The following is a 14,082-nucleotide window of genomic DNA, read 5'->3' on the forward strand; positions in this document are numbered from 1 at the left end:
TCCTACATAAATGTGCGGCATAATATACATTATGGAACTTAGTCACGTTTGTCCGCTCCGACAATCTCTGCCGGTGCTACCTTGAAAGCCGGTTGTCGTCAGCAATGAGTGTCAGTCGGGATGGTGGCGTTGATCCCCATTTCCAGAGCACCAGATTGAGATCGTCCTCGACGGCGCCGGCGGCAGCGCTTCTGACAAGAAGCGCACAGTAGCCCGCTGCAATCAATTCACGGGAAAATGCCTGGGTCCGCGCCTCGCCTTCGGTTTTCATCTGATCGCGCCAGGTGTTGGCCGAGAGCATGGAATGGTCCATGCCGCGTGCTTGAAGCGCCGCCGTGTCACGCGTGTCAAAGATGCGCTCGATGTTCGCATCGTAGCACACCAGCGTGGTCGGCTGCAGGCTGCCGATTTGGTTGACTTCACGCAATGCGGTGATCATCGAGAGCGATGCATAAAGTGCTGGCGTTCCCTTCAGATTGAAGCGCCCGCCGTAGAGTTGGGCACCACGACCTGACAGAGGCTCGCGTGCAAAGACCGGATTGAGCGCCCGATAGACTGGACCGGCGTAACGCATCCGGGATCAGAAAAGGGATCACAGAACCGCGATCAACGTCGTGCAGGTTATAAGCCGTCCGCTTGGGGAAGCGGACGGCTTGCAGGTTGGTACGTTTGGGATCGAGGATCCCATGTCCAGACCTGCTTCCGGCCAGGGCGGTGGCCGGAATGTCGACTACGAGGCCATGGCGCGGAAGGCGGACGACTGACCGTCCAGCCAGGTTTCGAAGGATTGCGGCTCGACACCGGTCAGGGTTTTGAAATCGGTCGTGATCCGGGAGAGCCCGCCGACGCCGACCATGGTGTCGATCGAGGCAAAGACGCGGGCGAGCGGTTCTGGCAGACCGGCGCCGATCATGCCCTGGACAAGGCCCTCGAGCGGAACGTCGATCACGGTTACGTCGCGACCGCTGACCTTGGCGAGCAGTTGGGCCATGTCCTTGTGGCTGTAGGATTTCGATCCGGTCAGTGTGTAGGTCTTCTTGCCATCTTCCTTGGCGATCAGGGCGGCGGCGGCGGCGCGAGCCAGGTCGTCGCGCGCAATATGGGCAATGCGCCCCTGCCCGGCGGCCGAATACCAGTGGCCGGACGACAGAACGGAACCGGCGCTCATGAACAGGTTCTCAAAATACCAGTTGTTGCGCAGGACAGTCCAGGCCGGCAGCCCACTCGCCTTGAGAGCCGCTTCCGTACCTTCATGATCTGGCGCAAACAGCAGCGGCGAATTTTCCGGTTCCGGCATGGATGTGTAGAGCACATGCCGCACACCCGCCTGCTCCGCAGCCTTGATCGCTGCACGGTGCTGGGTCAGGCGATGGCCGGGACGGTCGAGCGAATCGGTGCTGATGATGAGCACGCGCTCAACGCCGACAAACGCCGTTTCCATCGATGCGGCATCGTCGAAATTCACAGCCCGGACATTCACGCCCTTAGCCGCCCAGTCGGCAAGCGCATCCGGCTTGCGGCTTGCGGCAATGATATCGGCGGGTGCCACTTCATAAGTTTCGACGAGATGGCGCAGAACTGCCTGGCCGAATTGGCCCGTGGCGCCGGTGACGAGATATTTTGCGGTCATGTGTTGTCCACTTTCAGATGACGACCAACCGCTATGCGCTCTGTAAATGACGGCTGGTCTGGAAAACAGAGTAGGTGTAGATTGCAGATCATGGAGCTGCGGTAAAGTAGGCAGTTTTTTAGAACCAGGTTTTGGAAAGGATACCGGATGACGCTGCAGGAGCGGATCGACAAGCAGAAAAGTCAGCTGGTGGCTGACGCCGGGATGAAGGCAGATCCAGGCGGTCGCGGCGAACTTTCGTCTGAAAAATGCCCCGTGCGGGATGTCTTTTCTCATATCGGCGACAAATGGAGTACGCTCATTCTCGGGACGCTTGGCCAACGCACGCATCGCTTCGGCGAATTGCGGCGCGCGATTCCGGACATCTCCCAGGCCATGCTGACCAGCACATTGCGCACCCTGCAGCGCGACGGATTGATCAGCCGGCATGTCTTTCCGACCCAGCCGCCGAGTGTCGAGTATCGGTTGACCGATCTTGGCCAATCACTGCTCGTGCCGGTTTCCGCGCTGGTCGCCTGGGCGGCTGGTCATCATGGCCAGATCCGCCAGGCGCGTGATGTGTTTGATATCGACAACCCGCCCAGGAAAAAGCGCTGAGCGATTGCGCCAGTGATTTTGAGGCCTGTGAACTCACGTTTGCGACGATACGGCCAAGTCTGGTCGGTCGTGACTGCCGTTGGTCGAGAGCGGCGGGCTTGATCAGCAGGATTTCATAAACCATTTGTGGCAGGGCTTTCGTCATGATCACGGTGTAAAACGACCTCCAAGGTTTTGGGGGTTTTTATGTTCAAACGTCTTGTGGGTGATCGTTCCGGTAATTTCGGGATGATGACCGCTCTGCTATTGGTGCCGGTCATTGGAACGGCAGGTCTTGCACTGGATATCAGCGATGCCCTGCTGGTCAAAACGACGCTTCAGGGCGCCGCGGATGCTGCAGCGATTGCGGCCGTGGCTGAGAGTTCTGCCGGCGTGACCGAGGCGATGCACATGAGTTCGGACGGGCCGCTGACCGCCGCGGTTGCCGATGCAAAGAAGATCTTTATCGCACAGACCGGCAGTGCCGAAGGATATGAGCTGATCAGCACTGATGTGAGTGTGGTCAAGCACGGGAGCGAGCTGAAGGCGGTGTTCAGTTATAAGGCGAAGGTGCCGACCACCCTCGCCCGGGTCCTTGGCCAGGATGCCGTGACCGTATCGGGCAAGGCGGAAGCCACGTTCCAGACCCAGACATTTCGCGATTTTTATCTGTTGCTCGACAACACGCCGTCCATGGGCGTGGGGGCAACGCCGGCTGATATCACCAAGATGGTCAACAATACGTCGGATGAGTGCGCATTCGCGTGTCATATCGTCAAGAATGGCGTGGAGAACAAGAACAGCTACTACAACCTTGCCAAGAAGCTTGGTGTCACCATCCGTATCGATGTTGTGGCCAAGGCAACTGCCGCCCTGATGGAGACGGCGAAAACCCTGCGCAAGAGCTCGAACCAGTATCGCATGGCGGTCTACACATTCGGCGAAAAGGCGGAGGATACCAAACTGCTTGAGGTGGCATCGCTGACCGATAACCTCGATTCCGTGCAAACGAAGGCGGCGAAGATCGGCCTCATGTCCATTCCGGAGAAGAACTACAACAACGACCAGCAGACGGATTTTGACCGGGCGTTGAAGAGCATTGGACAACTGGTCGGCGCACCGGGCACCGGCGCATCAGCGGCAAGTCCCGAAAAGGTGGTCTTCTTCGTATCCGATGGCGTCGGCGATGCCGAGAAACCGAGCACCTGCACGAAGGCCACGAACGGTAGACGGTGTCAGGAGCCCATCGATATTACCGAATGCACAGCGCTGAAGGCAAAGGGCTATCGCATCGCGGTTCTCTACACCACCTATCTGCCGCTTCCGACCAACGACTGGTACAACAAATGGATCAAGCCTTTTCAGGCGGAGATCCCCAAGCGCATGGAAGCCTGCGCTTCGCCCGGTCTGTTCTTCGAAGTGAGCCCCAGTGAAGGCATCACAAATGCAATGAATGCCCTGTTCAAGAAGATCGTCAGCATGCCGCGTCTGACGAGCTGACCGGAACTGACGTGTTCTGAATTGAGCGAGCTTCGGTGGCTTCTATTTTTGGCTGAGGAAAGCTACCGTGACGGCGCCGGCGGCATTGATCGCAAATTCGATGCCATACTCCTCGAATGCCGCGCGAATGGCCTGCAGGGATGCTGGCCTGGTTGCTCGCTCCCCCTCGCCTTCGATGCGGCGGATGGAGGAAACGGACACGCCGGAAACCTGAGACAACTCGTCCAGCGTCCATTGCAACATGGCGCGGGCGGCCCTGACCTGTATCGGCGTGAGCATGCTCATCGTGGGAGGCGCTATCGGCGCATCGCGCTTCAGGTCCACCTGGCGCATGATGATGCCGAGCCATTCATGGCTTCGTCCGCCCCGTTTGATGACGGGCACGGCGCGGGCATGAAACCACTCGTAGTGGCCATTTGACAGCAGGATGCGGTGATTGACCGCGTAAGGCGCCAGCGTCGCGACGGACGCTTGCCATTTGCGGCTCACCTGCTCACGGTCGTCGGGGTGGATTGCCTGGATCCAGCCGTGGTTTGCCGCGTCCGTTTCATTCTGGCCTGTCAGCGCGGCCCATGCATGGGAAAAGATCGGTTGACCGTCGGCTGTCGAGCGCCATTCCATGGTTGCCAGCGAACCAACCAGAGCGCGGTACCGGTCAAGTGCATCCTCCAGCGCGTGCCGGCCCTCCTGCTGGTCGGTGACATCGATGATCAGTCCGATGGCCTTGGACGGCTTTTGCTGTCCGTCGAGAACCACTTCACTCTTGAATTCCACCCATCGCACGGTTCGATCGGAGCGGATGATGCGAAAATTCCGGTTGACCGGGATGCCCTGGCGGATCGTGGTCCAGATGTCATCGCCATAGCCGCGATCGTCCGGATGGATAAACCTTGTAAAATCGGCAATGCGGAATTGTGTGCCATGATCCAGTCCAAGCAGGCGAAGCAGGCCGAGCGTTGCAGAACCGTGGCCGGTTGTGATGTCGCTGGACCAGAAACCGATCGTGCCGCGATCCTCAACGAGTTTGAGGAAATGCGCCGACGAGATGCCGGACATCTTTCGCACAGCTGCCTCGAATTGCTCCGAGCTCAACTCCGTATCCGATTTGCTTCCGACCGACGATTTTTCCTGCATTCTTCCAGTTCGCTGGTTTCATGATCTGCTCGGGCTTGATGCTTTTGGACACGTGCAAGCCAGCGCGCACATTGCTTCGAAAGCCAGGTTTTCCCGCGTTTGCGGACGCTAGCCTGCGCAAATATACACTTCAAGAACTTTGCCAAGTCAGAAAAAATTTTCGAACATTCGAATGAATGGGCGAAAAGTTCCATGGCTCCGGATGAATGGTTATCGATCTTTTCGATGTTTCGGCGGTGTAATGTCGATCACAAGTGAACACAGAGCGTCCGCGAGGGCTGCGGGTGAAAAGTCCCGTTCTAAGCGTGCTTGCCTACCCCCTTGGAAGGGCTGCGAATCACTTCGCATGCTGGTCACTTTGACACCGGCAGGACGTGATGTCGCTTCCGGTCGCCTAGCGCTCGGATGGGATGTTAGAATGTCAGGACTTTTGAAACCCGAAGCGTCTATAAGCAGGCGACGGAGAAACGAGAGAATACCATGTCGAATGTCATCAAATTCGAGCGCCCGCCAGAGCCCAAGGCGCCGAAGCCGAAACGGTCCCTGACGCCGGGTGCACGCAAGGCACTGATATGGGTTGGCGTGCTCGCGGCAATCGCCGCCGCCTGGGGCTATTTCACGGTCACCGGCGGCTAGCCGGGCGTTTGGCCGGACAGGCTAAGCCTCGATTGCCGGCGGGACCAGCGCGCCGCGGGCGCCGATGACCCTGCCGGCGAGCGCAGCGCCGGCGTTTGCTGCCTGCTCCATCGTGCCGCCGGCAAGCTCTGCTGCCATGAAACCCGCATTGAAGCTGTCGCCCGCAGCTGTCGTGTCGACGACAATGGCTGCCGGCTGGACCGGAACGGTGACCAGTTGGCCGTCGGCATCCAGCAGGCTGATTTCACCAGGACCGTTCTTTACCGCGACGCGTTTCGCACCTGCCTGCCGGTAGCGTTTCGCGGTCGCTTCGGCATCCCGGTCTCCAAACCAGGATGCCTCGTCTTCATGCGACGGCAGGCAGAGATCGGCAATGCCGGCTGCGCGCGTGATCCAGTCCCGCATGGCGTCGGCGCTTTCCCAGAGCCGGGGACGAAGATTGGGGTCAAAAATCACCTTGCCGCCCTGCGCCGCAAAACGCATCAAGGCGTCGATCAATATCTGGCGATCGGCGGGCGCAAGGATTGCAAGCGTAATGCCTGACCAGTAGGCGATCGACGCGCCAGCGAGTGCCAGCTCAAGAGTTTCGACATCGCTTGCCAATCGCTTGGCTGCACTGTCGGAGCGCCAATAGGTGAAACTGCGTTCGCCGTGCTTGAGCTCAATGTAATAAAGCCCGATCGTCTTGTCGGAAAGCCGCTGGATATGCCGCGTACCGATGCGTTCGCCGTCGAGATACGCGACCAGACGGTTGGATAGCCCGTCAGTGCCCACGGCGGTGACATAGTCCACCGCCCATTCGTCGGGCAGTATGCGGCGCAGATACCAGGCCGTGTTCAGGGTGTCGCCGGCAAAGCCCATGGACAGAGCGCCGGGCACTCCCGTCTCCGACAATTCGCCCATGCATTCGCCGATCGATACGATACGTTTCACTATCCTGCCCACCCTTTTCTGTGTCTGTTCAGCGCGCCAGCCAGCCGCCGTCGACCGGTACAACGGTACCATGTACATAGGCCGCCGCATCGGAGGCAAGAAAGACGGCCGCGCCGCCGAGTTCGGATGGATTGCCCCATCGACCGGCTGGAATGCGCGCAAGGATGTCGGCCGAGCGTTTCTGGTCCTCTCGAAGCGCCGTCGTATTGTTGGTGACGAAGTATCCCGGCGCGATTGCGTTGACATTGATGCCCTTCGACGCCCACTCGCAGGCAAGAAGCCGTGTGAGGCCCGCAAGGCCGCTTTTCGACGCGGTATAGGACGGTATGCGTATGCCGCCCTGGAAGGAGAGCATGGATGCAATGTTGATGATCTTGCCGTGGCCTTGCGGGATCATGCGCCTGGCCACTGCCTGGGACAGGAAGAATGCACTCTTGAGGTTCACATTCATGACGTCGTCCCAGTCGGCCTCGGTGAAGTCGATGGCATCGGCCCGGCGAATGATACCGGCGTTGTTGACCAGAATGTCGACGGAACCGAACGCATCCAGCGCTGCGTCGACGATACTGTCGACCGGCGCGATCGTGCCGAGATCCGCGGAAAAGCCTTCGAAATGTCCACCCTGCCCTTCGATAAGGCTTGCTGTTTCCTCCATGCCGGAGCGGCCAACGCCAAGCACTGCGGCGCCAGCACCCGCCAGCGCCACGGCCAGGGCCTGGCCGATGCCGGTATTCGCCCCGGTGACGATGGCGCTACGGCCGGTGAGATCGAAGGAAACCGCCATGTCAAAACCTCCCTTGGTTGGCCGAGATGGCCTTGTCATTGCGGCAATTACGGCTGCCGATCATCGATGAAGATCGCCGGGTCGAGATGTTGCATGTCGTCAAGCTCTTCGAGCATTCGGCCGATGTGGATTCCCATGGCCGCGACCGCCGCACAATCGTCGCGTCGCCGCATGCCGTCGATGATCGCGGCGTGTTCCTCGATCACCACATCCAGCCGGCCCGAGCGCGGCAGGGTTATGTAGCGATACCGGTCGATCTGCACCTGAACCTGCTGGATGAGGTTCCAGATGCCGGGATATCCCGCAAGCTCGGCAATGCGCTGGTGAAACTCGCTGTCGACGCGGTGGAAGCGGACGATATCCCCGGTCTCGGCGCAGGCGACCAGCTGGGACTGTATGTCTTCAAGCTCGGCAAGACCCTCCGCTTGCGCGCCGGCGATTGCCAGCGTGACGGTCGTTGCCTCCAAAGCCTTGCGGATCAGGATCGCTTCGAAGAGGGCGCGGCGGGGAATGCGGCCAACAAAAGTGCCGGACTGTGGATAGATATCGACCAGTCCTTCGTCGGACAGTCTCAACAAAGCTTCGCGCACCGGCGTGCGGCTGACGCCGAAACGTTCTCCCAACAGTTTTTCGTTGAGCACATCGAGCGGCTTCAGGCGCATCTGGACGATGTCATCGCGCAAGGCTGCGTGGATCTGGTTGGCCGCGCGTTCACCGCGCGCCCTCGGAATGACGTGTTCCGGTGAGCGTCCCTTGCCCGGACCTATGCGAATTTCAGCATCCGCCATCGGTCAAGCCTCCCACTCTGCCGTTTGCGTCGGAGAATTGATATACTAGTATTTTATTCACGCCAGCAAAAAATTCGTGTTTTCGAAGCGCACCCTTCCCTTCCCTTCCCTCTTTCAGTCACTTTTCCTCAGGGCGCTGGCTGATTGTCGTGATCGTTCGCACCATAGGCCGCATCACACATGATGCCGGCCAGAAGCGTATAGGCGGCAAGCCAGGCCTGATGCGTTTCGGGGGTGAAATGCCTGTCCAGCGTCTCGTCCAGAGACTGGATGAGAGCCTGCCCGACTTTGAAGTAATCCTCCCGCTTCACGCCATAGGTCAGGTGACGCTTGGCGATGACTTCGGCGATCGGAAGAAACCGGTTCGCGTCGTGCAGGTTCTTCACCACATAGGTCAGGGCCATCAGCAGCTTTTCAGACTGCGCTGCCAAATCCGTCCGAAACAGTGGCCTCAGAGTGGGGTCGATTTCGAAAAGCTTGTCGTAAAACGACAGGATAAACGGCGTGCCGACAGCGAAGATGAAGCTGTAGCTGTCTTGCACGCGTTCTACTTGTGCTGGTGTCATGCCATTCTCCCAAACTAAGGATTGGCATATAAGCTCAAGTAGCTTTCGCTAAACTGGTCAGTGTGAAATTATGTGCGGATGTGGCCCACCGCATTTGCTTCTGCCGCTTCCAGCGCTTCATCATAACCGGCATCCGCATAGCGGATGATCCCAAGCGATGTGTCATTGGTGATTGCATGATCAAGCCGCAGATCCGCCTCGGTCGTGCCATCGGCAATGAGCGTGACGCCGGAACTAGTCATATAGCCTGCATAGCCGCCGCCGCCGGAATGGATCACCACTAGGTCGGCCATCGACGAGGCAAGCGTCATCGCGTTGATCAAAGGCCAGTCGGCAATCGCATCCGACCCGTCCTTCATCTTCTCTGTCATGATGTTGGGATGCGCCATCGCGCCGGCATCGAGGTGGTCGCGGGAAAAGGCGATCGGTCCGGCAAGCTTTCCATCTCGAACGAGGGCGTTGACCGCAAGCGCCAGCCGCGTGCGTTCGCCGTGACCAAGCCAGGCGATACGGGCGGGAAGACCTTCGAACGGCACATTCGCTCGTGCAAGGCGGATCCAGTTGGTGACGATCTGGTTTTCGGGGAACATCTCCAGCACCAGATCATCAATCGTGGCGATATCGCTTTCTTCACCCGACAGGGCCATCCAGCGAAACGGGCCGATCGCCTTGCAAAACAGCGGCCGCAAATAGGCTTCGGTGAAGATCGGAATATCGAAAGCATCCTGGACGCCGCCCTGGAAGGCCTGGGTGCGGATCAGATTGCCATTGTCGAAGACCTCAGCCCCCTTTTTCTGGAAATCGAGCATGGCGCGAACATGGGTAACGATCGAGGCGCGGCTGGCGGCCATCAACTGGCCCTGCCCGTCTTCGCGCAAGGATCGCGCCTGCTCCAGCGTCATGCCGTTCGGAACATAACCATAGACGAGGTCATGCGCCGAGGTCTGGTCGGAAACGATGTCGGGCGTGATGCCACGGGCGGCAATCGCGGGGTAGATTTCGGCCGCATTGCCGACGAGGCCGACAGAAATCGCTCTCTTCTCGGACACTGCTCTCTCGATCATCGCCAGCGCGTCGTCCAGCGAGGTTGCCGCCTCGTCGAGAAAGCCGATTTCCTTGCGTTTCTTCACCCGTTCGGGATCGATGTCGACGACCAGGATGGCAGCGCCCGCCAGGCGACCGGCCAGCGGTTGCGCTCCGCCCATGCCGCCAAGCCCTGCCGTGAGGATGAAACGGCCGACCAGGGAACCGCCGAAGCGTTTCTCGGCGATGCGCATGAAGATCTCATAGGTTCCCTGGATGACGCCCTGGCTGCCGATATACTGCCATGCCCCGGCCGTCAGCCCGCCCCAGCAGATCAGTCCCTTGCGCTGCAGGTCATAGAAGTTTTCCGCCTTTGCCCACTGTCCGACGATGTTGCAATTGGCCATCAGCACCAGCGGCGCGCGCGAATGCGTCTTGAGCAGGCCGACCGGCTTGCCCGACTGGATGATCAGTGTCTGGTCTTCATCCATCGTCTTCAGCGTCTCGACGATAGCCGCATGGGCAGACCAGTTGCGCGCGGCCTTGCCGAGGGCGGCATAGACCACGAGATTGTCCGGGTCTTCGCCGACCGAGAGTACGTTTTCGAGCAGGCGCAGAAGTCCTTCCTGCCGCCAGCCCTTGGCACGGAGCACAGGTCCGCCGGGGATCGGAAATCGCGGATGGCGGGGGTTGGGCTTCGGCATGGCTCTCACTCTCTTGTTCGAATGCTGTTCGGGTGCCGGGACGGCAGGTCAGGCCAGACGGGGTCGGATCAGCTCAGGGCATAGCGGGCAATCTCTATGCCCATGGCTTTCTCGACCGACGGATAGACGGCCGGATCCTTGACGCTGGAGGCGAGCGGGATAACCGACTTTGGCACATGCAGGAGGAAGATCTTCATGCCGACCTGCAATTGCCCGACGCTCATGGCCTCAGCCTCCGCCGACAGTGTGGTGATGACATCCGGGAAGGTTGCTATGCGGTTGCCACCGGCGTCGTCCACGGCCATGTATTCGTTCATGATGTGCAGGGTCACCGCCCTGTCGCCGGTGCCGAGCGTGACCGTACCGATGTCAAACGCTTCCGCTGTATAGACGACGTTCTTTGCTGTGACTTCCGCTTCCGCGAGAATGGCGCCACTGGTTGTGTTGACGATCGCATCGATCACCGCGTGCGGCCCTCTGGCTTCTGCCGCGATCATCGCTTCGCCGAGCGCAAGCGCCATGCTGATCCCGCCGAGCGCGGCATTGTCGCGCACATAGGACGCCTTCAGCGGATTGCGGCAGGAAGCAATGAACCCGCCCGACTGGTCGGCCGCGGTACGCAGAACCGGCGAAACCTTGGCGGTGGCGCCGCGCACCACCAGTTCGATATAGCGATTGTCGGCACGGTTGCCGCCCACCGCCGTCTGGATCATCGGCTCCGGTGACCCTGCCATGCCGATCGAGCCCATGTCGCCCGTCGGGTGCGCACGAATGTCGCCAACTGCGTCGAGCACCTTGGTTCCGAGGATGGCGGATGGCAGCCAGCCGTTGAGCGTCGAGGATTTTCCGTTCTGTCCGACCATCAGGGCGGCGAGTGGCTCGCCAAGCGCCTTCTGCAGAAGTTGCACAGCCTTGATGTAATCGACGCCGCGCATTTCCCAGGGCGTCGTTGAGGCCGGTGCGCCGATAGCCGCGGCCGTTGCCACCCAGTCCGATGCTGCCAACTCGTCGATCGAGACCAGTTCCGGCTGGCCGGCATTGACCGCAGCACGGCCGAGCATGCGCCCGTGATCGGCCCAGCCGCCACCGCCAGCCGCATAGACGGATCCACCGCGAACGGCGGGCTCGATGTCCTTTTCCGTCAGGATGCGTCCCATATTAGTGCCTTTCTGCGGCCGTTGCGGCGCTCATCTCTTTGTCCAGTTTCTTCACGGCTTCCAGCAGAACGCTTGCCCCGAGAGCAATGTCGTCCGTTTCGGCGAATTCTTCCGCGGCATGGCTGCGACCGCCCCGGCAAGGAATGAAGATCATACCGGCCGGTGCCACCCTAGCAAGAAATGCAGCGTCATGACCGGCTCCGGATGCAAGGCGCCGATGTCCCGCGCCGATCGCGCCGGCGATGTCGGCCAATATATCCTGGAGATAGGGGTTCATCGGGACGGCGGCGGCCTCGGAGATCGGGTTGATGCTGATTGTGGTGCCGCTGGCGGAGCCAATCTCGGTGGCATTCTTGTGCAGGGCGCTGGCGAAGAGTTTTGCATCCGCCGGCTTTTCTGCGCGGATGTCGATCAACATCCTGACATGCGATGGAATGACATTTGCGGCATTGGGAAGCATGGAGAATTCGCCGACAGTTGCGGCGAAATGCGCCTTTCCGCTTGCCATGGTCCTCGCCAATGCCTCGATATCCAGCACGAGGCGGGATGCGGCAACCAGAGCATCTACCCGCCGATCCATCGGTGTCGTGCCGGCGTGATCGGCGCGCCCTTCGATTTTGACTTCGATCCGGGTAATGCCGGCGATCGCCGTCACCACGCCGATCGAGAGCCGTTCGGCTTCAAGCACAGGCCCCTGCTCGATATGCAGTTCGAGAAAGGCTCGGATATCGGATCGGGCGTCCTGGGTGGTGGGGTCACCGCCGGCCCTGACAATTCCGTCTGATAGCCGCTGGCCATCGACTTCGCGCGACAACCATTCCTCGGGGCGGATGCCGGCCATGGCACGGCTACCGATACAAGATACACCGAAGATGGAAACTTCCTCTGCGAGGAAATCGACGATCTCCAGGTTATGCTCCAGCTCGATCCCCTGCTCGTAAAGCGTCCGCACGACTTCCAGTGCGGCGATCACCCCGGCGATGCCATCGAAGCGGCCGCCGTCCGGCACAGTGTCGGAATGGGAGCCGAGCATGAGCGTGCCGAGGTCTGGATTTTTGCCAACCCGGCGTCCAATCAGATTGCCGCCTTCATCGACATGCGGAACGAGGCCGGCCTGTCGGAAGCGGTCAATTAGAAAAGACCGGCCCTCCAGATGCAGGGGTGTAAAAGCCCGACGCGTATAGGGCCTCCCTGGCTCTGTCAGGCCGGCAAGAGTATCGATATCGGCGGCGATCCGCTCGGCCGATACGGGAAAATTGCGGCGATTCATGCGGCGGACGCCCGATAGGGAACGGCAGCTGGCGGGCGGACGAAACGGCCCCTACCCGGCTGGCCGGTGACGATCGTGCCATCATAGACGAGTTCGCCGCGATTGTAGGTGGCAGCGACCCGGTAAGGCAGGCTCATGCCGTCATAGGGTGACCAGCCGGCAACATTGTTACCGGTCTTGGAGGCGTCATAGACGAAGGCTTCTGGGGTCAGTACGGCAATATCGGCATCGCGGCCGATCGCGAGGGCCCCTTTTTGGTGATCGATGCGGAAATGCCGCGCCGGGTTTTCCGCCATCAGTCTTGCACCCCAGGTCAGGGACACGCCGCGCTGGAGTGCACCTTTGACGAAGAGCGGGATCATCATCTCCAGTCCCGGCAGGCCTGAGGCATTGTCTAGCATGTTGGGCTTGGTCTTGCGGTCAAGCGACCAGCTGACATGATCGGTGGCCAGCAATGTCACATTGCCGGCGGTCACCTGGCGCCAGAGCGCCTCGACCTCGGCACGCGGCCGGATCGGAGGATTGCATTTTGACCGTCCGCCCAGGCGCTTCGCATCGACTTCTTCATCCAGTGTCAGATAGTGGATCAGGCACTCGACCGTGGCTTGATGCCCCTGTGCCCGGTAGCCGGCGGCGATCTCATAGCCGCGCGCCAGCGAACAATGCACGACATGGGCCGGGCAACCGGTCTGGGCGCCGGTCTCATAGATCTCCAGCATCGCCAGAAGTTCGGTCAGCGGCGGGCGCGACAGGCCATGGGCTGTGTAGTCGGTGATACCGGCCGCCTTCACCTGATCCATGGCGAAGCGGACATATTCTTCGTTTTCATTGTGCACGCCGGCCGTCAGCCCGGTCTTGGCGACCTCGGCAAAACATTCGGCCAGAAGGGGTGTGATGATCCGCGGAAAACGCTTGGCATCGGTTCCGAATGTCGAGAACTTGAAAGCCGCAACGCCGGCTGCTGCCTGCTCGGCGATGCGGGCGGCCCCCTCCTCGGGATCGACGGTGCCATAGAGGGCAAAATCGACACGTGCCTGGGCGCTGGCATGCGCGACTTTTTCCGCAACGGCCTGAGCCGAACAGACGAGGTGCCCCTCATCATATGGCATGTCGACAATGGTGGTGATGCCACCGGCTGCTGCCGATCGTGTCGACCAGATAAAATCCTCCTGGCCCTTCTGGGACAGGGAATGCACCTGCGCATCGATGGCGCCGGGAAAGATCAGTGCATCCGGCAGAAGATGGCGTTCGTGCGCCGCTGGCGCTTCCCCCTGCCCGACCAGCACGACAACACCGTCGCGTACCGCAACGAAGCCATTTTGCAAGATGCGATCGGGCAGGACAACCGTGCCCGAAAGCACCAGATCGAAATCAGCCATCA

At 60.3% G+C, this 14,082-nt stretch carries 14 protein-coding genes; 3 read left to right on the forward strand and 11 right to left on the reverse strand.

Features of this window, described 5'->3' with window-relative positions:
• Window positions 1-76 precede the first annotated feature (76 nt).
• On the reverse strand, window positions 77-574 hold the full coding sequence (locus PDO_RS18055; RefSeq protein WP_007605354.1) for an RES family NAD+ phosphorylase: 498 nt from the start codon (window positions 572-574) through the stop codon (window positions 77-79).
• Between the two features lie 156 nt (window positions 575-730).
• Window positions 731-1,630, reverse strand: coding sequence for an SDR family oxidoreductase (locus tag PDO_RS18060; protein ID WP_007605355.1), 900 nt, complete (start codon window positions 1,628-1,630; stop codon window positions 731-733).
• A gap of 147 nt (window positions 1,631-1,777) precedes the next feature.
• On the opposite strand from PDO_RS18060, the gene PDO_RS18065 reads away from it, so the two are divergent.
• Both PDO_RS18065 and PDO_RS18070 read left to right on the forward strand, forming a co-directional pair.
• Complete coding sequence (locus PDO_RS18065) at window positions 1,778-2,227, forward strand: winged helix-turn-helix transcriptional regulator (RefSeq protein ID WP_007605356.1); 450 nt, start codon at window positions 1,778-1,780, stop codon at window positions 2,225-2,227.
• Between the two features lie 186 nt (window positions 2,228-2,413).
• Window positions 2,414-3,706 (forward strand): pilus assembly protein, encoded by a 1,293-nt coding sequence (locus PDO_RS18070; protein ID WP_007605357.1) that lies wholly within the window; start codon window positions 2,414-2,416, stop codon window positions 3,704-3,706.
• A 42-nt stretch (window positions 3,707-3,748) separates the two neighbouring features.
• Here the strand turns inward: PDO_RS18070 and PDO_RS18075 are convergent, their stop codons facing one another.
• Entirely contained in the window at window positions 3,749-4,798 is a 1,050-nt protein-coding gene (locus PDO_RS18075; protein WP_244426482.1) for a PAS domain-containing protein, read from the reverse strand.
• A 522-nt stretch (window positions 4,799-5,320) separates the two neighbouring features.
• Between PDO_RS18075 and PDO_RS28655 the strand changes: the two genes are divergently transcribed.
• Complete coding sequence (locus PDO_RS28655; protein ID WP_007605359.1) at window positions 5,321-5,476, forward strand: hypothetical protein; 156 nt, start codon at window positions 5,321-5,323, stop codon at window positions 5,474-5,476.
• Between the two features lie 21 nt (window positions 5,477-5,497).
• Here PDO_RS28655 and PDO_RS18080 read toward each other — a convergent pair whose 3' ends face one another.
• From PDO_RS18080 to PDO_RS18115, 8 genes are all read right to left on the reverse strand, one after another.
• Window positions 5,498-6,409 carry a sugar kinase gene (locus tag PDO_RS18080; protein WP_348225826.1) on the reverse strand — a complete coding sequence of 304 codons (912 nt, stop codon included), beginning with the start codon at window positions 6,407-6,409 and terminating at the stop codon, window positions 5,498-5,500.
• 28 nt (window positions 6,410-6,437) lie between these two features.
• Window positions 6,438-7,193 (reverse strand): 2-dehydro-3-deoxy-D-gluconate 5-dehydrogenase KduD, encoded by a 756-nt coding sequence (kduD, locus tag PDO_RS18085; RefSeq protein WP_007605361.1) that lies wholly within the window; start codon window positions 7,191-7,193, stop codon window positions 6,438-6,440.
• A 47-nt stretch (window positions 7,194-7,240) separates the two neighbouring features.
• Window positions 7,241-7,981, reverse strand: coding sequence for a GntR family transcriptional regulator (locus PDO_RS18090; RefSeq protein WP_007605362.1), 741 nt, complete (start codon window positions 7,979-7,981; stop codon window positions 7,241-7,243).
• Window positions 7,982-8,109: 128 nt separating this feature from the next.
• A complete protein-coding gene (locus PDO_RS18095; RefSeq protein WP_007605363.1) occupies window positions 8,110-8,547 on the reverse strand; it encodes a globin family protein in 438 nt (145 codons plus the stop codon).
• Window positions 8,548-8,615: 68 nt separating this feature from the next.
• A complete protein-coding gene (locus PDO_RS18100) occupies window positions 8,616-10,274 on the reverse strand; it encodes a urocanate hydratase (RefSeq protein ID WP_007605364.1) in 1,659 nt (552 codons plus the stop codon).
• A 68-nt stretch (window positions 10,275-10,342) separates the two neighbouring features.
• Window positions 10,343-11,431: a DUF917 domain-containing protein gene (locus PDO_RS18105; protein WP_007605365.1), complete on the reverse strand. Its 1,089-nt coding sequence runs from the start codon at window positions 11,429-11,431 to the stop codon at window positions 10,343-10,345.
• A 1-nt stretch (window position 11,432) separates the two neighbouring features.
• Window positions 11,433-12,701 (reverse strand): Zn-dependent hydrolase, encoded by a 1,269-nt coding sequence (locus PDO_RS18110; RefSeq protein ID WP_007605366.1) that lies wholly within the window; start codon window positions 12,699-12,701, stop codon window positions 11,433-11,435.
• Window positions 12,698-14,080 (reverse strand): dihydroorotase, encoded by a 1,383-nt coding sequence (locus PDO_RS18115; RefSeq protein ID WP_007605368.1) that lies wholly within the window; start codon window positions 14,078-14,080, stop codon window positions 12,698-12,700. Before PDO_RS18115 ends, PDO_RS18110 begins: the two co-directional genes overlap by 4 nt.
• Window positions 14,081-14,082 lie beyond the last annotated feature (2 nt).

The sequence above is a fragment of the Rhizobium sp. PDO1-076 genome (genome assembly GCF_000247475.1).
Lineage (GTDB): Bacteria > Pseudomonadota > Alphaproteobacteria > Rhizobiales > Rhizobiaceae > Allorhizobium.